Here is a 20,846-nt window from a genome sequence, read left to right as displayed (position 1 = left end):
CCGGGCGCGCGGTCAGGCCGTGCCGGTCCAGCGGCGGAGGGCGTTGCGCGCCGACGTGCCGGGGTCGTCGCCGTCGTCCTCGGCCTCCGCGGCGCCGGCCTCCGCAGCGCGCGCGCCCGCCGTGCGGGCGACGTCGCCGGTGTCCGCGGCGACGCTCTGCGGCGACCAGTCGGACAGCTCGATCGGCATCGTCTCGATGTCGGGCGCCGGACCGTCCGCGTCATCGGCGTCGTCCATCGCGAACGCGGACATCGTGCCGGCGTCGTACGTGTCGGTGTGCATCGACGTGTCGACCTCGCCGGTGGCGTCCGGCACGCGACGGATCGCGGCGAACGCGTCGTCGACGGTCACCCGCGGCTGCGTCAGCGGCGGCTCGTCGCGGACGTTCTCGTCCAGCGCCTCCAGCAGCGCGACGGCGTCGCCGACGACCGACTCCGCGCCCACGGCGTGGCCGTGCACGAGCCACTTCGCGAACTCCAGCTCGGCGTGCAGCCGCGCCCGCTCGGCGATGAGCGCATCCGGCGCGCGGTGCGAGGCGTGCGTGTAGGCGTCCAGGACGTCTTCGCGTGCGTCCGTCGCCGATGCCAGCCAGCGCAGGTCGGTCGCCGGGTCGCCCGCGCTCAGCCCACCCCAGGTGAGGAGCCCCGTGACGGCGGGGACGCCGTCCTCGTCGTCCTCGAGGACGAACGATGCCGGTTCCACGCCGCCGAGGACGACCGTGGTCTCGAAGCGCCACAGGACGTCGGCGGCGACGGCGGTGCTCCAGCGGCGGAGGAGCCCGAAGGGCAGGCGACCGGTGGCCTCGGCGCGGTCGAGCAGGCGCTCGACCTCATCGCGCACCTGCATCGCGGTGAGCACCGGGAGACCGGCGTCGCGGACGACCGTGACCGGCAGGTCGTGGACGGCGGCGAGGGCGAGGCCGATCGCGGTGGCGACGCCGGGGCCGGCGGGGATGTGCGCCGCATCGACCCGGTAGCCGGGGAGCATGGTCTGCACGAGGGCGTGCATGCCGTCCACCGTCGTCTCGCCCAGCACATCGGGGGCACGGAACGGCAGGACGCCGCGGACGCCGGCCGACAGGGCGCGCAGCGCCCGGGCCTCCGCCCGGAGGTCGCCGTCGGCGTCGACGTCCACGGGCACGCGGACGACGACCCGGCGGCCGTCATCGAGGGTCGCGACGGCACTGTCGTACCGTCCCGACGAGCCTTCGGTGAGCGCGCCGACCCTCACGACCCCGATCCGGGGGAGGGCGGACGTCACCGACGCGGCTAGAGTGAGAGGTGAGCGTGCCATGCCCCCAGGGTAGGCGGGGCACGCCCCGGCGCCCACGCGCCACGCCCGGCAAGAGAGGTCCTCGATGACGTCGCAGGAGTCTTTCCCGCCGCCCGCTCTGGCGCGGGCGAGCCTGGACCGGGCCGCCGACGAGCGGCTCGAGGACGCACTCGTCGACCGCCTGCGCGCGGCGCGCGACACGCACGTCCTCGTCGTGCACGGCGACCGCGCCCCCGTGGCGGGAGCCGCCCTGCACTACGTCACCCCCGCCGAGGTGCGCGGCGACGGGGAGTGGGCCTTCCTCGGGCGCGATGACGCCGGTGCCCCCGTCCTCGTCGCCGCGTTCCCCTCCGCTGCTCCCGCGCCCGTTGACGCGCCGGGCTGGGAGTCGCTGCGCGTCATCGGCGGCGAGCTGTCCGCCTCCGATGCGGGCGCCTTCGTCGAAGCGCTGAGTCTCGGCCGCTGGCTGCTGGACGCGCCGTTCTGCCCGGCATGCGGAACGCGTGCCGTCATCCGCTCCGCGGGCTGGGCGCGCACGTGCCCCGCGTGCGGGCGCGAGCACTTCCCGCGCACCGATCCCGCCGTGATCGTTGCCGTGCTGAGCGCGGACGGCGAGCGCATCCTGCTCGGCAAGAACGCCCTGTGGGCGGCCCAGAACCGGTACTCGACGTTCGCCGGCTTCGTGGAGGCGGGGGAGTCCCTCGAGTCCGCCGTCGGGCGGGAGATCTTCGAGGAGGCCGGCGTGCACCTCACGGACCTGCGCTACCTCGGTTCGCAGGCCTGGCCGTACCCCCGCTCCCTCATGCTCGGGTTCCACGCGACGGCCGTCGACGCCGCCGCCGCGCGGGCGGACGGCGAGGAGATCGTCGACGTGCGCTGGTTCACGCGCGACGAGATCGGGGTGGCGCTGCGCGGCGAGGCGGACTTCGGCCTCCCGGGCACCGCGTCCATCGCGCACCGGCTCATCCTCGATTGGCACGCCGGATGAGCGATCGCGCCCTCGAGGGCCTGGACGAACGCCAGCGGGAGGCGGCATCCGTCCTCCGGGGACCGGTGTGCGTGCTCGCCGGCGCCGGCACCGGCAAGACCCGCGTCATCACGCATCGCATCGCCCACGGCGTCGACACCGGCGCGTACTCGCCGGGCCGCGTCATGGCGGTGACCTTCACGGCGAAGGCGGCGGGCGAGATGCGCGGCCGTCTCCGCGCGCTCGGCGTCGAGGGCGTCGCCGCCCGCACCTTCCACGCGGCGGCGCTCGCGCAGCTGAACTTCTTCTGGCCGCAGGTCGCGAAGGACACCGCGCCCAGCATCGTCGACAACAAGGTGCGCCTCCTCGGGCAGGCCGCCGATGCGCTGCGCATGCGGCTGGACGGCGCGACCCTCCGGGACGTCGCGAGCCGCATCGAGTCGCGCAAGGTGACGATGCGGACGATCGAGCAGGACGCCGCCGCACGCCCGCAGGGTCTCGGCCGCGTCGAACTCGGCGCCCTCGTCGACCTGCAGCGCGCCTACGAGAAGCTCAAGGACCAGCGCCGTCAGCTCGACTTCGAAGACGTCCTCCTCGCGTGCGCCGGGATGCTGGAGTCCGAGCCGCGCGTCCAGGCGGCCGTCCACGAGCAGTACCGCCATTTCACGGTGGACGAGTTCCAGGACATCTCGCCGCTGCAGCACCGCCTCATGGAGCTGTGGCTCGGCGACCGTCAGGACTTCTGCGCCGTCGGCGACGCCAGCCAGACCATCTACTCGTTCGCCGGCGCCGACCCGCGCTACCTGCTGGAGTTCGCCGACCGCTACGAGGACGCGCACGTCGTGCGGCTGGAGCGCAACTACCGGTCGGATGCCGCCGTCCTCGCCGTCGCCAACGAGCTCATGCGGGGCCGTCCCGGCGCGCTCGAGCTCGTCTCTGCGGCCCCGCCGGGACCGGCGCCGGAGGTCCGGGCGTACGAGGACGACGCGGCCGAGGCCGACGGCGTCGCCGCGGCGGTCGCGGCGCAGACGGCGGCGGGCGTCGATCCCCGCCGCATCGCCGTGCTGTACCGCGCGAACGCGCAGTCCGCGCCGCTCCTCGCGGCGCTCGCCGCCCGCGGCGTCGCGGCGACCGTGCTCGGCGGCAAGCGGTTCTTCGACATCCCGGAGGTGCGGCAGGGGCTCCTGGCGCTGCGCGGCGCGTCGGTCGCGCCCGTGGAGACCACGTTCGTCGCGGCCGTCCGCGACGTGCTGCGCTCACTGGGGCTCACCGACGAGCCGCCGCCGGCCGGCGGCGCGCTCCGCGACGCGTGGGAGGCCCGCGCGGCGCTGCTGCGGCTCGCGGAGGAGGCGCCGGAGGGCACCACCCTCCGGAGCTTCACCGACACGCTCACGGCGCGCGCGAAGGACCAGCACGAACCGTCCATGCGCACCGTCACGCTCGCGACCCTGCACGCCGCGAAGGGACTCGAGTGGGATCACGTGCACCTCGTCGGCCTCGCCGAAGGGCTCCTGCCGATCTCCTACGCGACGACCTTCGAGCAGGTGGACGAGGAGCGCCGCCTCGCCTACGTCGGCATCACGCGGGCCGCGCGAACGCTGACGCTGTCGTGGGCGCGCACGGGCGGGCATCGGGAGCGTCAGCCGTCCCGCTTCCTGCGGGAGATCGGCACAGGCACGCTGCGTGCGGTCGATGGGCGTGCCAGCTCCGCCGCACGCTCCCGCCGCTGAGGGTGACAGACGCCCCCGGGACGCCGCCGCCGACGAGCCGGGCGGCCAGCAGCGCGGCCTCCAGGAGCAGCGCGGGCTCGGTCGGCACCGGCCCCCGCGCGAGCAGCTGAGCGGCCACGAGCGGCCAGGTCGGGTCGCCGTCGCGGCGGTGCGCGTGCAGGCACGCGAGGCACGCCGTGACACCCGGGATCACGAGCGGCCCGACCCTGACCCGGTCCCCGGCCAGCTCGACCGGGATGTGCGGCGCATCCCGGGAGACGAGCCGTGCGGCGCGCAGCGGATCGAGCAGCCGGAAGGCGACCGCCACGACCGGGAGGCGCGGGCCGCCGTCCTCGACGGGCCACGCCGTGCAGCCTGTGACGTCGAGGCCGCCGCCGCGGAGCCCTGCCAGCAGGATCTCCGTCTCGTCGCGCCCGAACGCCTCGGGCACCTCGACGCGCACGCGCGGAGCCGTCGCGGGGACCCGTCCGAGGGCGCCGCCGATGCGCCGGAGGAACGCATCCGCCTCGCCCGGCGCGGCGCCGAAGCTCGCCGCGAGGGGCAGCAGCATGGCATCCGGGATGCCGTCCACGAGCGCGTCGAGCAGGCGCTCCTGCCACGGCGCGACATCGTCGACGCGGGCGACGGACTCCGGACCGAGCTGGATGCTGGACGGGCTCCGCCACAGCGGCGGATGGGAGGGGGCGAGGCGCAGCATCTGCCGATTGTGCGCCCGATGATCCTCCCGGGTGCGGATGCTCCACAGCCGACGCCCACGGCGCAGCCGGCACCTCGCTGGGGAGGAGGCGCCGCAGCCCCGCCGCGTCAGACCGGTCGCGGGTCCTGGGGAGCGTCGTCTCCGGGGTCCCCGTCGTCCGCGCCGTCGTCCGCGGACGTCTCGGCATCCCGTCCCGCGGCCGCCTCGTCCAGCAGCGCGTCCAGCGCGTCGTCGAACGCATCGCGCGCGGGCTCCTCGCCGCGGGCGCGGGCCTGCAGCCGCGCGACGAGTCCGGCCGGGTCGTCGATGTCCTCCGCGGTCGGCATGAGGTCGGGGTAGTCCCACAGGCTGTCGCGCGCCTCGGTGCCGACGGCATCCGTCACCGCACGCCACATGGCCGCCGCCTCGCGGAGGCGGCGCGGTCGCAGCTCGAGGCCGACGAGGGAACCCATCGCCTGCTCGGCCGGTCCGCCCACGGCCCGCCGGCGGCGCACCGCCTCGGCGATCCGGTCCGCGGCGGGCAGGCGCTGCGTCGCGTCGGCCGTGACGACGTCGACCCAGCCCTCGATCGTGGCGAGGAGGTTCTCCAGCCGCGTGAGGGCCGTCGTCTGGGACTCGGAGCGCTGCGGCAGCAGGGCGCCGCTCTCCAGCGCCGCCTTCAGCTCCTCCGGCGCCGACGGGTCGAAACGCGACGCGAGCTCCTCGAGCGCGTCCATGTCGACGTGGATGCCGCGGGCGAAGTCGGTCACCTGCGAGATCACGTGCAGCCGCAGCCAGCGTGCGTGCCGGAACAGCCGGGCGTGCGCGAGCTCACGGGTCGCGAGGTACAGGGCGAGCTGCTCCTCGTCGATCTCCAGGTCGCGGCCGAAGTCCGCGAAGTTCTGCGGCAGGATGGCCGCGTCGCCGTCCGGCATGACGGGGATGCCGACGTCGCCGCCGGAGACCACCTCGAGCGAGAGGCGGCCGATGACGGCGCCGAGCTGCGCCGCGAACAGCGACCCGCCGACGGTGCGCATGAGGCGTCCGGCGCCCGCGACGATCCCCTTCATCTCCTCGGGCGTCTGCGCGTCGATGGCCGCCGTCATGGCATCGGCGATGGAGTTCGCGACGGGCTCGGCGAGCTCCTGCCACACCGGCAGCGTCGCCTCCACCCACTGTCCGCGGGTGAGCGCGCGCGCCGGGGCGGCGAGGTCGGAGATCGACGTCGCCTCGCTCAGCCACAGCGTCGCGAGCGAGAACGCATGGTCGAAGTCCTGGCGGTCGCCGGCGGAGATGCTGAGGCCGTCCTTGTTGGCGAGGTGCAGCGCCTGCGTCTTCGCCGCGTTCCAATCGATGCCGTCCGCGCCGGAGGCGAAGACGCCCTGCATCTGCCGCATCATCTGCTGCAGCATCGCCGGGTCGACGCCGAGGCCGGAGAGGCGCTGCAGAGCCTCGGGGTCGAGGCCGCCCTGACCTCCCAGGAGGTTGCGCAGCAGCTCCTGGAATTCGTCTTCGGGGGAGCGGTCGTCCTCAGCCATGTGCAGGGGCCTTTCAGCAGGGAGCAGGCGTCTCGCTCTACGCTAGTCGGGGTCTTCGCCGCGCAGTCCGCGCACGGGGACCTCGCGCTTACGCCGGCCGCGAACGACCGGCTCAGGAAGGTCACCCGTGGCACTGTTCGACGAGAACGTGACGATCACCCCCGCGCCGCGCCGTCGGATGTCGCGCACGGTGACCACGGGGATCTGGGCGCTCACCGTCGCGCTGATCGCGCTCCTCGCCCTCACGGTCCTGCCGACGACGTACGTCATCCAGCGACCCGGCCCGGTCTTCAACACGCTGGGCACCGCCACCGGCTCCGACGGCGCCGACGTGCCGCTCATCTCCGTCGACGGGGCGAAGACCTTCCCGACCGCGGGATCCCTGGACCTGCTGACCGTGCAGGTCGTCGGCAACCGCGAGCGCACGCCGTCCTGGTTCGAACTGGCCGTCGCCTGGTTCGACTCCTCGCGGGCAGTGCTGCCGCTGGACGAGGTGTTCCCGGAGGGCCAGTCCACCGAGCAGCGCAACGAGCAGAGCGCCGTGCAGATGGTCGACTCGCAGAAGGAGGCGACCGCCGCGGCGCTCGTCGAGCTCGGCTACGACGTCCACCCGATGGTGCGGGTGCATTCCCTCACGGACGACTCCGCGGCGCAGGGCATCCTCCAGCCGGACGACATCATCCGCGCGGCCGAGGGCACACCCCTCACCGACACCGAGACGCTCCGGAAGATCATCAACGCCGGCGACGGCGCCCCCGTCGAGCTCACCGTCGAACGGGACGGCGAGGAGCTGACCGAATCGATCACGCCGCGCGAGGGCGAGATCGAGGGGGAGTCGACATGGCTGATCGGCGTGAGCACGCTGCACGACTACGACTTCCCGATCGACGTCACGATCCAGCTCAACAACGTCGGCGGGCCGAGCGCCGGGATGATGTTCGCGCTCGGGATCATCGACACGCTCACCCCCGGCGAGCTCAACGGCGGCGCGGACGTCGCCGGGACCGGCACGATCGACGCCGCAGGCACGGTCGGCCCCATCGGCGGCATCCGCCAGAAGCTCTACGGCGCCCGGGACGCCGGGGCCGAGTGGTTCCTCGCGCCCGCGGACAACTGCGACGAGGTCGCGGGGCACGTCCCGGCCGATCTGCAGGTCTTCGCGGTCGCGACGCTCGACGACGCGCAGGACGTGCTGGCGGCCATCCGGAGCGACGGCGACCTGGCGGACCTGCCCACCTGCGACGCCGGCTGAGCGTTCGCCGGGTGCGGCGCCCGCCCTCCGGCCCCCGCCTAGGATGGACGGGTGACCACGACCTCTGCGCCGACCCAGGCCACACCGAGTCCGTTCCGCCGTGCAGTGACGATCACGCTCGTCGTGATCGCCGCGCTCGTGGTGGCCTTCTTCGTCTTCGCGAGCCTCTTCGCCGACTGGCTGTGGTACCGCCAGCTCGGCTTCGACGGCGTGCTCGTGACGCAGTGGACCGCCCGGATCGTGATGTTCCTCGTCGGCTTCGTCGCGATGGCCCTCCCGGTGTTCGCCGCGATCCAGCTCGCGTACCGCCTCCGCCCCGTCTACGCGCGGCTGAGCTCGCAGCTGGACCACTACCAGGAGGTCGTCGAACCGCTCCGCCGGCTCGCGATGTGGGGCATCCCGGTGTTCTTCGGCTTCTTCGCCGGGTTCGCCGCCTCCGCCCAGTGGGAGACCATCTGGCTGTGGCGCAACGGCGTCACGACCGGCGACGCCGACCCGGAGTTCGGGCTGGACACCGGGTTCTACCTCTTCCAGCTGCCGGCCTACAGTGCGGTCCTCGGCTTCGCGTCCGCCGTCCTGCTGGTCTGCCTCGTCGTGACGGCCCTCGTCGCGTACCTCTACGGCTCCGTCCGCATCGGCCAGCGGGAGCTGCGCATCTCCAAGGCCGCGCGCATCCAGCTCGCGATCATCGCCGGCGTCTACCTCCTCGTGCAGGCCGCGAGCCTGTGGCTCGACCGCTACAAGACGCTGCTCTCCGAGGGCGACCGGATCACCGGTGCCGCCTACGTCGAGGTCAACGCGATCATCCCCGGCCAGACGATCCTCGCGATCGCCGCCGCGATCGTGGCGCTGCTCTTCTTCGTCACCGCCCTCATCGGCCGGTGGCGGTTCCCGCTCATCGCGACGGGCCTCCTCATCGTCTCCTCCCTCGTCGTCGGCGTCGCCTACCCGTGGGTGCTCTTCAACATCCAGGTGCGGCCGAACCAGCAGAACCTGGAGAGCCAGTACTACCAGCGCAACATCGACGCCACGAAGCTCGCGTACGGCATCGACGGGCTCGAGAAGAGCGACTTCCAGGCCGTCACCGACGCCGCCCCCGGCCAGCTGCGCGCGGACGCCGAGACGACGGCGTCCATCCGCATCATGGATCCGGCGATCATCAGCCCGACGATCCGGCAGCTCGAGCAGTACCGCGGCTACTACCAGTTCACCGACCCCATGGACGTCGACCGCTACGAGATCGACGGGACGTCGCAGGATGCCGTCGTGTCGGTGCGCGAGCTGGACATGACGCAGCTCGGCCAGGCCGCGTCCTGGTACAACACGACCCTCGTGTACACCCACGGCTACGGCATGGTCGCGGCCAAGGGCAACGCGCGCACGGCCGACGGCAACCCGCAGTTCCTCGAGCGCGGCATCCCGACCGCCGGTGAGCTCACCGACGGCGAGAAGTACGAGCCCCGCGTGTACTTCGGCGAGACCTCGCCGCTGTACTCGATCGTGGGCGCGCCGGACGGCACCGACGACATCGAGCTGGATTACCCGCGCGGCTCGGACGGCGCCGCGCAGACGAAGACGACCTTCTCCGGAGACGGCGGCCCCGAGGTGGGGAGCGTCCTGAACCGCCTCATCTACTCGATGAAGTTCCAGTCCACCGACATCCTGTTCTCAGACGCCATCAACGACGAGTCGCAGATCCTCTACGACCGCGACCCCGTGACGCGCGTGAAGAAGGCGGCGCCGTACCTCGAGCTCGACAACGACCCGTACCCGTCCGTCGTGGACGGCCGGATCGTCTGGATCGTCGACGGCTATACGCTCAGCGCCAACTACCCGTACTCCTCGATCGTGAGCCTCCGGGACGCGATCAGCGACACGACGAACACGGCGCCCCGCGTGGCCCTCGACGACGTCAACTACATCCGCAACTCCGTGAAGGCCACCGTCGACGCCTATGACGGATCGGTGACCCTCTACGCGTGGGACGAGGAAGACCCGCTGCTGCAGGCGTGGCAGAACATCTACCCCAACACGGTCGAGCCGATCTCGGAGATGTCCGGCGACCTCATGAGCCACGTGCGGTACCCGACCGACCTCTTCAAGGTGCAGCGCGCCATGCTCGGCACCTACCACGTCGACGACGCGGCCTCCTTCTACGCCCGGGACAACGCCTGGAAGACGCCCGATGACCCGGTGTCCAAGACCACGGTGCTGCAGCCGCCGTACTACCTGACGATGCAGATGCCGGGCCAGGACGCCCCGAGCTTCTCCATGTTCACCTCGTTCATCCCCGCCTCGGTGGGCGACAACGCGCGGAACGTCCTGATGGGCTACCTCGCCGTCGACTCGAACGCCGGCAACGCCGACGGCAAGAAGGCGGAGGGCTACGGGAAGCTCCGGATGCTGGAGATCAGCGCCGACGTGAGCGTTCCCGGCCCCGGCCAGGTGCAGAACACGTTCAACTCCGACGACACGATCTCCTCGCAGCTGAACCTGCTCAAGCAGGGCCAGTCCGAGGTGCTCAACGGCAACCTCCTGACCCTCCCGGTCGGCGGTGGCCTGCTGTACGTCCAGCCCGTGTTCGTGCAGGCCTCCAGCGGCACGCAGCTGCCGACGCTGCGGAAGATCCTCGTCGCGTTCGGCGACGAGGTCGCCTTCGAGGACACCCTGCAGGAAGCGCTCGACGAGCTCTTCGGCGGCGATTCCGGCGCGAGCGCCGGCGACGGGGAGGTCACCCCGAGCCCCGACCCGTCCGAGACGCCGACACCCGACGATCCGGCCGACCCCGGCATCCCGGTGGATGAGATGCAGGCGGCGCTGGACGAGGCCCGCCAGGCCCTCCTCGACCGCGCGGCCGCGCTGCAGGACGGCGACTGGGCCGCGTACGGCGAGGCGGACGCCCGCCTGACGGCCGCGCTCGAGAAGCTCCTCGCCCTCGAGGAGTGACCCGCCTGATCCGAGGGTGGTGGACGCTCACGCGGTGAGCGTCCACCACCAGATCAGCAGCAGCGTCACGAGGAAGCCCGCGAGCTGATTGATCCAGAGGAAGCGGCGCCATCCTGCCGTCGCCGCCGCGGAGTCGGCATCCGGGATGCTGCGGTACGGCCAGACGGCGACCAGATACGGGATGACGGCGACGGCCGCGAGCGGCCCCGGCCAGGCCGTCCCGAGCATCGCGATGCCCGCCGCGGCGTAGCAGACGAGCGCGAACCGCGACGTCCACGCGGCGCCGCGCGCCGTCGCGATCGAGGCGATGCCCGCCTCCCGGTCGGCAACGACGTCCTGGACGGCGCCGAACGCGTGCGAGGCGACGCCCCACAGCGCGAAGGCCAGCAGGATGAGACCCAGCTGCCACGTCCACGTCGCTCCGGCCAGGACCAGCCCGTACACGGCGGGGGAGAAGAAGTGGATGCTGCTGGTCATCGAGTCGGCGAACGGCCGCTCCTTCAGCCGCAGGGGCGGCGCACTGTAGAAGACGACGAAGAAGAGGCTCGCGGCGAGGACCAGCCAGCTCGCCGGTGAGCCCACGACGACGAGGAAGACGACGAACGGCAGGCACGACAGGCCCGCGGCCCACAGGGTCACGGGGTGCATGCGGCGATCGAGCACGGCGCCGTGCGCGCCGCCCTTGCGGGGGTTGCGGAGATCGGACTCGTAGTCGAAGACGTCGTTGATCCCGTACATCGCGAGGTTGTACGGGATGAGGAAGAACAGCGTCCCGATGACGAACGTCGCGTCGATCTCGCGGGACGTGAGCAGGGAGGCCGCCGCGAACGGGTACGCCGTGTTGATCCAGCTCACGGGGCGGGAGGACACGAAGAGCTCCCGGGCGGCGGTCAGCGCCTTCACTCGGCCTCCCGCGGCTGCAGCAGCACCCAGAGCGCCGGCAGCAGGAACGCCGCGCAGAGCGGGTAGGCGAAGTCCTCGACGGGCGCCAGTCCCACGCGGATGCCGCTGATCCGGTCGGCGGGATACGTGAACAGCCCCGCCGCGATCATGACGTTGTCGAAGATCGCGGTGAGGATGCCGAGGATCACGGCCGCGATGCCCGAGGCGCCCATCCGCCGCGCGAAGCGCGGGCGCCGCAGGGTCGCGAGGGTCACGGCCGCGGTGAGCGCGACGAACGGCAGGACGATCCAGAGGTAGGTCATGCCCGGCGCCCCCGGGTGGCCCGCGTGTGGAGGCGGCGGAGCGCCGCGGCGTGGACGACGAGGGCGAGGTAGCAGAGGAAAGCGAGGAAGACGGGCTCCTCCAGCGGCAGGTGCGGCGCGAGGTCGATCCCCAGCAGCAGCGGGCTGCCGCCCTTCACGAACACGCCGGTCGCGATGCCGACGGCATCCCAGATCAGGAAGAACGCCGTCCCGATGAGGATCGCGACCGCGGCACGCCGGGGACGCCGCCACAGCACGAGCCGGCCGCGGGCGTCCAGGGCGGCGACGCCGGCGGCCGAGACGAGCAGCGCGAGCAGGTACGCTCCGGGCACCTCAGCCGCCCGTCCGCGCAGGCTCGGCGAGCGGGCCCGCACTGCGATCGCCGCGGAGCCGCTTGACGACGAGCTCCGCGGAGATGAGGCACATCGGCAGCCCGATGCCGGGCAGGGCCGACCCGCCGGAGTACAGGAGCGCGTCGACCTTCGCGGAGGCGTTGCGGGGCCGGAAGAGCGCGCTCTGGCGGAGCGTGTGCGCGAGTCCGAGCGCCGTGCCCTGCCAGGCGCCGAAGTCGTCCGCGAAGTCCCCCGGCGCGATCGTGCGGCGCACCCGGATGCGCGCCGCGAGGTCGGGGACGCCGATCCACTGGGCGATCTGCGCGATGGCGGCGTCGGCGAGCTTCTCGATGCGGGCATCGCCGTCGCCGTCGACACCACCGTGGCCGAGCCCCGGGTCGGCGGGGACGGGGACGAGGACGAAGAGGTTCTCCGCCCCGGCGGGTGCGACGGTGTCGTCGGTCGCGCTCGGCTTGCAGATGTACAGCGACGCCGGGTCGGGCACCGTCCGGGTGCCGAAGATCGCCTGGAAGTTCTCCTTCCACGCATCCGTGAACAGCAGCGTGTGGTGCGGGAGCTCGGGCAGCTCGCCGTCGACGCCGAGGAGGAGCAGGAGCGCGCCCGGCCCCGCCGTGCGCTTGCGCCACCACGACTCCGGGTAGGTGCGCTCGTCGTCCCGGAGGAGTTTCGTCTCGGTGTGGTGCAGGTCGGCGGTGGACACGACGACATCGGCTTCGAGCACCTCGCCGTCCCGCAGCCGCAGTCCGGTCGCCCGGCCGCCCTGCGTGCGGATCTGCGCCACCGGGGTGCCGGTGCGGATCCGCACGCCGCGGGCCTCCGCGAGCCGCTGGACGGCCGCGATGACCTCCGTGAAGCCGCCGCGCGGGTACAGCACGCCCTCGTCGAGGTCGAGGTGGCTCATGAGGTGGTACAGGCTCGGCGCCTCGTAGGGGGAGGTGCCGAGGAAGACGCCCGGGTAGCCGAGGATGCGGCGCAGCAGCGGGTCGCGGAAGCGCTTGTCGATGACGGACTGCAGCGACCGGGTGAGCATGGGAGCGAGGGCGGGGAGCCGGCGCAGGAGCGTCCGGTCGCGGAGCCCGGCGTACGACTCGTACGTGTCGTACAGGAACCGCGTGACGGCGAGCTCGTACGCGTCGGCCGCGGAGTCCAGGTAGGCGTCCAGCTGCGCGCCGGCACCGGGCTCGCGGGATTCGAACAGCGCGCGGGCGTGGTCGCGGCCGGACACGACATCGACGTGCTCACCGGCGCCGGGACCCTGCGGCTGGGCATAGACGCGGTACGCGGGGGTGAGCGGGACGAGGTCCAGTTCGGCGTCGGCGGTCGTGCCGAGGAGGCGGAAGAAGTGGTCGAAGACCTCCGGCATGAGGTACCAGCTGGGGCCCGTGTCGAAGCGGAATCCGTCGCTCTCCCACGATCCGGCCCGTCCGCCGGTGACGTCGCGGGCCTCGACGACCGTGACGTCGTACCCCTCCTCCGCGAGCAGCGCGGCCGTCGCGAGCCCGGCGATGCCGGCGCCGACGACGGCGGCCGTGGGCCTCACGAGTCCGACCGCCGCGGCCGGCCGAACGCCGCGGCGCGCACCGCGATGCCCGCCTTCCGTGCGTTCGGGACCCGCACGCGAGCGTCCGGGTCGGGCTCCTGCCGGAGCCGCTTGGCGAGCTCGGCGAACAGGTCGTGGGCCGTCGTGACGGCGCGGCGGCAGTCCGCCGGGAGATCCGGGATGACGGCGGCCGCGGCGGCGAGGTCGCCGTCGATGCGGGCGAGGACCTCGGCCCGCGAGGTCGTTCCCGCCTCGACACCCAGATAGTCGCGGCCGAGCCGGTGCGCGTCGTCGACGTGGTCGCGGAGGAAGTTGATGTCCTGGAAGGCGGCGCCGAGCCGCCGCGCACCGCTCACGAGCGCCGGGGCGGCGGTGGCGGGAGCGGGCGCCCCCGCGGAGACGAACACCTGCAGGCACATGAGCCCCACCACCTCGGCGGATCCGTAGACGTAGGCCTCGTGCGACTGGGCGTCGTGGACCGTGCGGTCCAGGTCCGTCCGCATGGAGGCGAAGAAGGGGCGCACGAGGTCGGCGCCGATGCCGCACTCGCGCGCGGTCTGGGCGAACGCGTGCACGATGAGGTTCACGCTGAAGCCGCGGGCGATCGCCGTGAGCGTCTCCGCCTCGAGCTCGTCCAGCACGAGCCGCTGCGTCGCGGGCGCGAGGCCGGCGTCGGCGGCGGTGCCGTCGACGATCTCATCGGCGATCCGCACGAGCGCGTAGACGTTCCGCACGTGCGGGCGCACGCGGGGCCCCAGGAGGCGGGACGCGAGCCCGAAGGACGTCGAGTAGGCGGCGATGACGGTCGCCGCCGCCTCCCGGGCCACCCGGTCGTAGCGGTCGAGGTCGGGGATCTCCGCGCTCACGGGATGCGCTCGTCGATCGCGGTGGCGAGCTGGGCGAGCAAGCTCACGACGGGAGCGCCCAGCGACGTCTCCGCCCCGAGCCGCTGCGCCTGCGCGAGCGTCTCGCGCACCAGCGTGATGAGCTCTTCGCGGGCTCCGCTCGCGTCGAGCTCGCGCTGCGCGGCCCGCAGCGCGATGGGGCCGGTGTGCGCGACGGCGAGGGCGGAACTCACCCGCGGCCACGCGGGGGAGTGCTGGGCGAGCGCGATGAGCGGCGTGCGCTTGGCCTCGCGCAGGTCGGCGCCGGGCTCACGACCGGCCTGCTCCGCCGTTCCGAAGGTGCCGATGAGGTCGTCCACGAGCTGGAAGGCGAGGCCGAGCAGCCCGCCGATCGTCTCCACCGCCGTGCGCTCGGCGGCCGTCGCATCTGCCATGAGGGCGCCGGCGGCCAGGGGTGCGCGGAACGAGTAGGCCGCGGTCTTATCGTGCGCGGCGTTCAGGAGCGCGGGGGTGTCCGGGTAGTCCGGGAGTACGGCGTGCTCGACGTCGGCCAGCTCGCCGATGGCGGAGACCAGGATCGCGTCGTCGAGGAGCTCCAGCAGCGCGGCGCGGGTCGCGTCGGGCAGGGCGGCCGTGGCCACCATGCGCGTGGCCTCGAAGAGGAGCAGGTCCCCGGAGAGCACGGCGGCGGCGTCGCCGAGGAGGGCGGCGCCGTCGGCGGTGGCGCCGGCATCGCCGGCGCGCGCCCGGAACTCGCCGCCGACGTTCGGGGCGCCCCGGCGCTGCGTGTCGCGGTCGATGAGATCGTCGTGCACGACGAACGCCGTGTGCAGCAGCTCGAACGCCGCGGCGACCTGCGAGACGCCGCGGGTTTCGGCGGCGCTCCCGCCGAACGCCTCGAAGGAGGCCACGACGAGGGCGGGACGCAGGCGCTTCCCGCCGGCGGCGGCGCGGGCCGTCGCGTCGGCGAGGGCCCGCGCGGACGGGCCGCGGCGGGCGGTGCGGGCCTGCAGTCGCGACAGCGACGCGTCGATCTCGACGTCGACGGCCTCGCGGGCGGCGGGGGAGACGGTGATCATGAGGCGCGGCGGACTTCGGGAGACCGGAAGAGGTGGAGCTGCTCGGCCTGCAGGACGAGCCACGGGCTGAACGCCCAGGGGGTCGTGACGAGCGACGAGCCGAGGTCGGCGGGGTGCACCCAGCGGGACTCGACGACCTCGAGCGGGTTCGGCACGAGCTCGTCGTCGGTGACGGCCGTGTAGACGGGGCAGATCTCGTGCTCGACGATCCCGGACGCGTCGACCGCGCGGTACCGGAAGAGCGGGAGGGCGAGCCGCACGTCCTGCAGCGTGATGCCGAGCTCGTACTCGGCACGGCGGTGCACGGCGTTCAGAACCGGCTCGGCGGGCTTGGGGTGACCGCAGAACGAGTTCGTCCAGACACCCGGCCACGCCGTCTTGCCCAGCGCGCGACGGGTGACCAGGAGCTCCCCGCTCCGGTTGTAGACATGGCAGGAGAAGGCCAGGTGAAGGGCCGTATCCGTGCCGTGCACGCTCGACTTGGGTGCCGTGCCGACCTCGCGGCCGTCTTCGTCCAGCAGGACGACGTGTTCTGTGTCTGACATCTCGCCTCGTTTTTTGCTAGTTTAGCTAGCGATTGCGATTGAGCATACCGAACCGACCCGGAGGTGTCCACGTGACGCAGCGGTGGGTCCCGCAGACAGATCACGATCACCTCATGATGGAGGCGATGAAGGCCGTGCGCGCCTTCACCGACGCGATGGACCGCATGCACGGCGATCTGCGCGGTGACATGGGCATGAACGCGACCGACCTCGCGGCCATGCGGATGCTCATCCTCCGCGAACAGCGGGGGGAGCTCGTCAAGCCGCACGACATCGCGAAGCACCTCTCCATCACGTCGGCGTCCACGACGAAGCTGCTGGAGCGGCTGGAGGAGAGCGGGCACCTGCAGCGCCTCCCGCATCCCACCGATCGCCGCGCCCGCATCGTCGTGCTGACGGAGGATGCCCGGGCGGAGTTCTACCGGCGCTTCGGCGAGCGGATGCGCAAGATGCGCGGGGCGATGTCGGGATACGAGGTCGACGAGCTGAAGGTCGTCGTGCGCTTCCTGTCCGAGATGGAGGAGGCGCTCGTCGGACGGTGACCGGGCCCCGGATGCCGACGGGCCGGTGGGGAAACGAAGAAGGCGCCCCGATCGGGACGCCTTCTTCATCTGGTTGCGGGGGCAGGATTTGAACCTACGACCTCTGGGTTATGAGCCCAGCGAGCTACCGAGCTGCTCCACCCCGCGGCACATGAAAAGCCTAACACGCCTTCCGGGGGCCGGGCGCACGCGTTGCCTGCCGAGGTCGTGGCGGGGGAGGATGGGCACATGTCAACGCAGCCGCACCCGCACGGGGCCCGCTCGCGCGACGACACCGGCGACGACAGCGCCGACGACACCGCGGACGGCCGCGCGGAGACGCCGAATGAGCGCGCCGACCGCAACTGGAACGACGTCCTGCAGGAGCTGCGGGTCCTCCAGACCGGCACGCAGATCATCACGGGCTTCCTGCTGGCGCTCGCCTTCCAGCCCGCCTTCGCCGACCTGACCGCCGGTCAGCGCACCTTCTACCTCACCCTCGTCGTGGGCTCCGCCCTCAGCGCGATCGTCGCGCTGGCTCCCGTCGCGCTGCACCGGTTCCTCTTCCGGCACCGCGCGAAGCAGACCGTCGTCGCGTACGGCCACGCCGCGCTCATGACGGCGCTCCTGACCGTCTCGCTGCTGCTCGTCGGAGTCGTGGCCTTCATCTTCGAGGTCGTCGTCGGCGACGCGGCATCCTGGACCGCCGGGATCGTGCTCGGCGTCATCATCGCGGTGCTGTGGGTCGCCATCCCGCTGGTGCTCCGTGCGCAGAAGGGACGGGACACGTGAGCGCCTCCGTCGTGCCCGTCGCCGTCGCCCAGTTCGGCCCCACGGCGGACGTCGCGGCGAACCTCCAGCTGATCGAGGAGCTCGTGGCGCGGGCCGCCGATCGCGGCGCACGCGTCGTGCTCTTCCCGGAGTACTCCAGCTACTTCACCGACCCGTTCGACGAATCCCTCGCCGCTCATGCCGAGCAGATCGACGGCCCGTTCACGCAGGCGCTCACGACGATAGCCGGGCGGTACGGCGTCGTCGTCGTCGCGGGGCTCCTGGAGCGCGCCGGCGACGGCCGGCGGGTGCGGAACACCGTCGTCGCGGTGGGGGCGGACGGCATCCGCGCGACCTACCGCAAGCTGCACCTCTATGACGCGTTCGGCCAGCGCGAGTCGGACTGGGTCGAGCCCGGCGAGATCGCCGTGCCGGAGACGTTCGAGGTCGACGCGCTCCGCTTCGCCCTCATGACCTGCTACGACCTGCGCTTCCCGGAGGTGGGGAGGGTCCTCGCCGACACCGGCGCGCATGTCCTCCTCGTCGCGGCGGAGTGGGTGCGGGGACCGCTCAAGGAGCACCACTGGCGGACGCTCCTGCACGCCCGGGCGATCGAGAACACTGTGTTCGTCGCGGCGGCCGACCACCCGCCGCCGCTCGGGGTGGGCGCGTCGATGATCGTCGACCCCCAAGGTGTGGAGATCGCCGCCATCGGGACGACGAGCGACGTCGCGGTGGCGTACGTCGATGCGGATGCCGTGACGCGGGTGCGCCGCGTGAACCCGTCGCTGGCGCTGCGCCGCTTCCGCGTCACTGCGCGCGACTGAGGCGCGCCGCGGCCTCCTCGAGCACGTCGACGCGCTTGCAGGCGGCGAATCGGACGAGCGTGCGGTACTCGTCCTGACGCTCCGGTGTCGCGAACGCCGTGAGCGGGATCGCGACCACCCCGGCGCGCGCGGGGAGCGTGCGGCAGAACGAGGCGGCATCCTCGACGCCGAGCGGTGCGGCGTCGGCGACCGTGAAGTATGACCCCGCCGGCCGGGACACGGCGAAGCCCGCCGCGCGGAGGCCCTCGCCCAGGATGCGGCTCTTGGCACGCATCGTGGCGGCGATGCCGGTGAAGAACCCGTCCGGGAGCCGGAGCCCCGCGGCGATGGCCGGCTGGAAGGGTGCCCCGCCGACATACGTGAGGTACTGCTTGACGGTGAGGACCGCCTCCACGAGATCGGCGGGACCCGTCACCCACCCGATCTTCCATCCGGTCGTGGAGAACGTCTTCCCGCCCGAGGAGATCGACAGCGTCCGCGCCGCGGCACCGGGGAGGGTCGCGAGCGGCGTGTGCGGCCCGTCGAAGACGAGGTGCTCGTACACCTCGTCGGTCACGATGATCGCGTCATGCCGCTCGGCCAGCTCCACGACGAGATCCAGCACGTCGCGGGCGAAGACGGCGCCGGTGGGGTTGTGCGGGTCGTTGACGAGGATGAGACGCGTCCGGTCCGTGACCGCGCGGCGGAGCTCGGCCGGGTCGGGCTGGAAGTCGGGCCAGCGCAGCGGCACGGTGACGAGCCGGGCGCCGGCGAGGGCCACGCACGCGGCGTACTCGTCGTAATACGGCTCGAAGACGACGATCTCGTCGTCGGGGGAGTCCACGAGCGCCAGGATCACGGCGGCGAGAGCCTCGGTGGCACCGGCAGTGACCAGCACCTCGGTCTCCGGATCCAGGCGGAGGCCGTAGAAGCGCTCCTGGTGCTCGGCGATCGCGGCGCGCAGATCCGGGATGCCGCGCCCCGGCGGGTACTGGTTCGCTCCCGCCGCGATCGCCTGCCGGGCGGCCTCGAGGACCTCCGCGGGACCGTCCTCGTCGGGGAAGCCCTGGCCGAGGTTGATGGCTCCCGTGCGGGCGGCGAGGGCGCTCATCTCCGCGAAGACGGTGGGCGCCGCCGAGCCGTCCTCGCCGAGGAGTCCCGCCCCGCGGGCGGTCCGCCGCCAGGCACCCGGAATCGCTCGCATCGCGCTCACGTTACACGCATAGGGTCGCCGGGGGCCTGGCATAAGAAACGCACAGAAACCCGAGGCATCCTGAAGGGGCTTGGGAAAGAGGACCATCATGAGCGACAACCCCGCATCCACCGACGAACCGCAGAACCCCGCGCAGCAGCCCGATCCGCAGCCGGATCCGCTGCGCGCCGCCGACGCTTCCGGGATCCCGCCGCGTCCCCCGCTGCCCCCGCAGGCCCCCGACTATGCGGCGCAGCCGCCGTACACGGCGCCGCAGGCACCCGCCTACGGCGCGGCGTCGCCCCAGGCGTCCGGCCAGCCGGCGTCCCCGACCCAGCCGACCCAGCCCTACGGCGAGCGGGCGCCGGAGCCCGCCGCTGCGGCGCCCGCCGAGGGCGGGAAGGTCGGCGCCGGCAAGATCGTCGCGATCATGGTCGCCGCGGCCCTCGTGGGCGGGGCATCCGGTCTCGGCGCCGCCGCCGCCGGCGGGTCCCTTTTCCCGGCCGCGCAGACGGTCGTCCAGAGCGGTCCTACCACCGTGACGGTCAACGATCCCGACAGCGTGAACCGGACCACCGCGATCGCCACCAAGGTGCTCCCGAGCGTCGTCACGATCTCGGCGAGCTCGTCGTCGGCCGGCGGTACCGGCTCGGGCGTCGTGCTCTCGGCCGACGGCTACGTCGTCACGAACACCCACGTCGTCACCCTCGACGGCGCCACCGACTCGCCCGACCTGAAGGTCACCACGAGCGACGGCAAGGTCTACTCGGCCGAGGTCGTCGGACTCGACCCGATGTACGACCTCGCCGTCATCAAGCTCGACGGCGCCGAGGATCTCACCCCCATCGAGATCGGCGACTCCGCCGGTCTCAACGTCGGCGACGGCACGATCGCGATCGGCGCCCCGCTGGGCCTGTCCAACACGGTCACGACCGGCATCGTCAGCGCCCTGAACCGCTCCATCCAGATCGCCTCGTCGGCGGTGCCGGAGACCGAGCAGGACACCGAGCAGAACCCCGACGACGAGAACGGCAACGGTCCCTTCCAGTTCGACTTCGGGCAGGGCCGGCAGCAGTCCGGATCGGCCGGCACGATCTCGATCGCCGTCATCCAGACCGACGCGGCGATCAACCCCGGCAACTCCGGCGGCGCGCTCGTGGATGACGAGGGCAAGCTCATCGGCATCAACGTCGCCATCGCGACCGCCGGCGGCTCCTCCTCCAGCCAGTCCGGCTCCATCGGGGTCGGGTTCTCCATCCCGTCGAACATCGTCGAGCGCGTGACGGACGAGATCATCGCCGACGGCGCGGCCACCCACGGTCTCCTCGGCGCGATGGTCGGCGACGCGGCGAGCCAGGAGGATGCGACGACGGCCGGCGCGTACATCAGCGAGGTGACGAACGGCGGCGCGGCGGATGCGGCGGGCCTGAAGGCCGGTGACGTCGTCACCCAGTTCAACGGCGTGCCGATCTCGGACGCCACCGACCTCACCGCCCAGGTGCGGGCCCTCGCGGCCGGCAGCTCCGCGAAGGTCGTCTACCTGCGGGGCGGCAAGACCGCGTCCGTGGAGGTCACCCTCGGCGAGCTCGCGCCGTAAGCGCTCTGCTC

Annotated in this window: 18 protein-coding genes and 1 tRNA gene; 8 read left to right on the top strand and 11 right to left on the bottom strand. The window is 72.8% G+C overall.

Annotated features, from left to right (window positions below):
- Window positions 1-12 precede the first annotated feature (12 nt).
- Window positions 13-1,293 (bottom strand): phosphotransferase, encoded by a 1,281-nt coding sequence (locus tag MSA03_RS01170; RefSeq protein ID WP_147049338.1) that lies wholly within the window; start codon window positions 1,291-1,293, stop codon window positions 13-15.
- Window positions 1,294-1,357: 64 nt separating this feature from the next.
- Here MSA03_RS01170 and nudC point away from each other — a divergent pair, with 64 nt between their 5' ends.
- Together nudC and MSA03_RS01160 are read left to right on the top strand one after the other, a co-directional pair.
- Window positions 1,358-2,260: an NAD(+) diphosphatase gene (gene nudC / locus MSA03_RS01165; RefSeq protein ID WP_147049337.1), complete on the top strand. Its 903-nt coding sequence runs from the start codon at window positions 1,358-1,360 to the stop codon at window positions 2,258-2,260.
- Window positions 2,257-3,969 carry an ATP-dependent helicase gene (locus MSA03_RS01160; RefSeq protein WP_147049336.1) on the top strand — a complete coding sequence of 571 codons (1,713 nt, stop codon included), beginning with the start codon at window positions 2,257-2,259 and terminating at the stop codon, window positions 3,967-3,969. Before nudC ends, MSA03_RS01160 begins: the two co-directional genes overlap by 4 nt.
- 804 nt (window positions 3,970-4,773) lie before the next feature.
- Here MSA03_RS01160 and MSA03_RS01150 read toward each other — a convergent pair.
- Window positions 4,774-6,183 carry a zinc-dependent metalloprotease gene (locus tag MSA03_RS01150; protein WP_147049335.1) on the bottom strand — a complete coding sequence of 470 codons (1,410 nt, stop codon included), beginning with the start codon at window positions 6,181-6,183 and terminating at the stop codon, window positions 4,774-4,776.
- 127 nt (window positions 6,184-6,310) lie between these two features.
- Between MSA03_RS01150 and MSA03_RS01145 the strand changes: the two genes are divergently transcribed.
- The gene (locus tag MSA03_RS01145; protein WP_028495280.1) at window positions 6,311-7,435 is read left to right on the top strand and encodes a YlbL family protein; all 1,125 of its coding nucleotides are present in this window, start codon (window positions 6,311-6,313) and stop codon (window positions 7,433-7,435) included.
- Window positions 7,436-7,486: 51 nt separating this feature from the next.
- Window positions 7,487-10,381 (top strand): UPF0182 family membrane protein, encoded by a 2,895-nt coding sequence (locus tag MSA03_RS01140; protein ID WP_147049334.1) that lies wholly within the window; start codon window positions 7,487-7,489, stop codon window positions 10,379-10,381.
- A gap of 27 nt (window positions 10,382-10,408) precedes the next feature.
- Here MSA03_RS01140 and MSA03_RS01135 read toward each other — a convergent pair whose 3' ends face one another.
- From MSA03_RS01135 to idi, 7 genes are read right to left on the bottom strand one after another with little or no spacing between them, the layout of a single operon-like run.
- Entirely contained in the window at window positions 10,409-11,284 is an 876-nt protein-coding gene (locus tag MSA03_RS01135; protein ID WP_147049333.1) for a prenyltransferase, read from the bottom strand.
- Window positions 11,281-11,586 carry a lycopene cyclase domain-containing protein gene (locus MSA03_RS01130; protein ID WP_028495283.1) on the bottom strand — a complete coding sequence of 102 codons (306 nt, stop codon included), beginning with the start codon at window positions 11,584-11,586 and terminating at the stop codon, window positions 11,281-11,283. The genes MSA03_RS01135 and MSA03_RS01130 overlap by 4 nt, the downstream gene beginning before the upstream one ends.
- The gene (locus tag MSA03_RS01125) at window positions 11,583-11,918 is read right to left on the bottom strand and encodes a lycopene cyclase domain-containing protein (protein WP_028495284.1); all 336 of its coding nucleotides are present in this window, start codon (window positions 11,916-11,918) and stop codon (window positions 11,583-11,585) included. The genes MSA03_RS01130 and MSA03_RS01125 overlap by 4 nt, the downstream gene beginning before the upstream one ends.
- A 1-nt stretch (window position 11,919) precedes the next feature.
- Complete coding sequence (crtI, locus tag MSA03_RS01120; RefSeq protein WP_147049332.1) at window positions 11,920-13,479, bottom strand: phytoene desaturase family protein; 1,560 nt, start codon at window positions 13,477-13,479, stop codon at window positions 11,920-11,922.
- On the bottom strand, window positions 13,476-14,345 hold the full coding sequence (locus tag MSA03_RS01115; RefSeq protein ID WP_244946267.1) for a phytoene/squalene synthase family protein: 870 nt from the start codon (window positions 14,343-14,345) through the stop codon (window positions 13,476-13,478). Before MSA03_RS01115 ends, crtI begins: the two co-directional genes overlap by 4 nt.
- Complete coding sequence (locus tag MSA03_RS01110; protein ID WP_147049331.1) at window positions 14,342-15,403, bottom strand: polyprenyl synthetase family protein; 1,062 nt, start codon at window positions 15,401-15,403, stop codon at window positions 14,342-14,344. The genes MSA03_RS01115 and MSA03_RS01110 overlap by 4 nt, the downstream gene beginning before the upstream one ends.
- A complete protein-coding gene (idi, locus tag MSA03_RS01105) occupies window positions 15,400-15,948 on the bottom strand; it encodes an isopentenyl-diphosphate Delta-isomerase (protein ID WP_147049330.1) in 549 nt (182 codons plus the stop codon). The genes MSA03_RS01110 and idi overlap by 4 nt, the downstream gene beginning before the upstream one ends.
- 71 nt (window positions 15,949-16,019) lie before the next feature.
- Between idi and MSA03_RS01100 the strand changes: the two genes are divergently transcribed.
- Entirely contained in the window at window positions 16,020-16,490 is a 471-nt protein-coding gene (locus MSA03_RS01100) for a MarR family winged helix-turn-helix transcriptional regulator (RefSeq protein WP_028495289.1), read from the top strand.
- A gap of 70 nt (window positions 16,491-16,560) precedes the next feature.
- Here MSA03_RS01100 and MSA03_RS01095 read toward each other — a convergent pair.
- Window positions 16,561-16,637, bottom strand: a tRNA-Met gene (locus tag MSA03_RS01095).
- An 81-nt stretch (window positions 16,638-16,718) separates the two neighbouring features.
- Here MSA03_RS01095 and MSA03_RS01090 point away from each other — a divergent pair.
- Window positions 16,719-17,261, top strand: a complete 543-nt coding sequence (locus MSA03_RS01090) for a DUF6328 family protein (RefSeq protein WP_218028787.1) — start codon at window positions 16,719-16,721, stop codon at window positions 17,259-17,261.
- A complete protein-coding gene (locus MSA03_RS01085; RefSeq protein ID WP_147049329.1) occupies window positions 17,258-18,067 on the top strand; it encodes a carbon-nitrogen hydrolase family protein in 810 nt (269 codons plus the stop codon). Before MSA03_RS01090 ends, MSA03_RS01085 begins: the two co-directional genes overlap by 4 nt.
- On the opposite strand, the gene MSA03_RS01080 is transcribed toward MSA03_RS01085, so the two are convergent.
- Entirely contained in the window at window positions 18,051-19,250 is a 1,200-nt protein-coding gene (locus tag MSA03_RS01080) for an aminotransferase class I/II-fold pyridoxal phosphate-dependent enzyme (RefSeq protein WP_147049328.1), read from the bottom strand. The genes MSA03_RS01085 and MSA03_RS01080 overlap by 17 nt on opposite strands.
- A gap of 97 nt (window positions 19,251-19,347) precedes the next feature.
- Between MSA03_RS01080 and MSA03_RS01075 the strand changes: the two genes are divergently transcribed.
- Window positions 19,348-20,835, top strand: a complete 1,488-nt coding sequence (locus MSA03_RS01075; RefSeq protein WP_147049327.1) for a S1C family serine protease — start codon at window positions 19,348-19,350, stop codon at window positions 20,833-20,835.
- Window positions 20,836-20,846: the final 11 nt, after the last annotated feature.

Origin of the sequence: Microbacterium saccharophilum (assembly GCF_007992455.1) — a bacterium.
GTDB lineage: Bacteria > Actinomycetota > Actinomycetes > Actinomycetales > Microbacteriaceae > Microbacterium > Microbacterium saccharophilum.
Note: the sequence above shows the minus strand (reverse complement) of the source record. Positions and strands in the feature narration are given on the sequence as shown.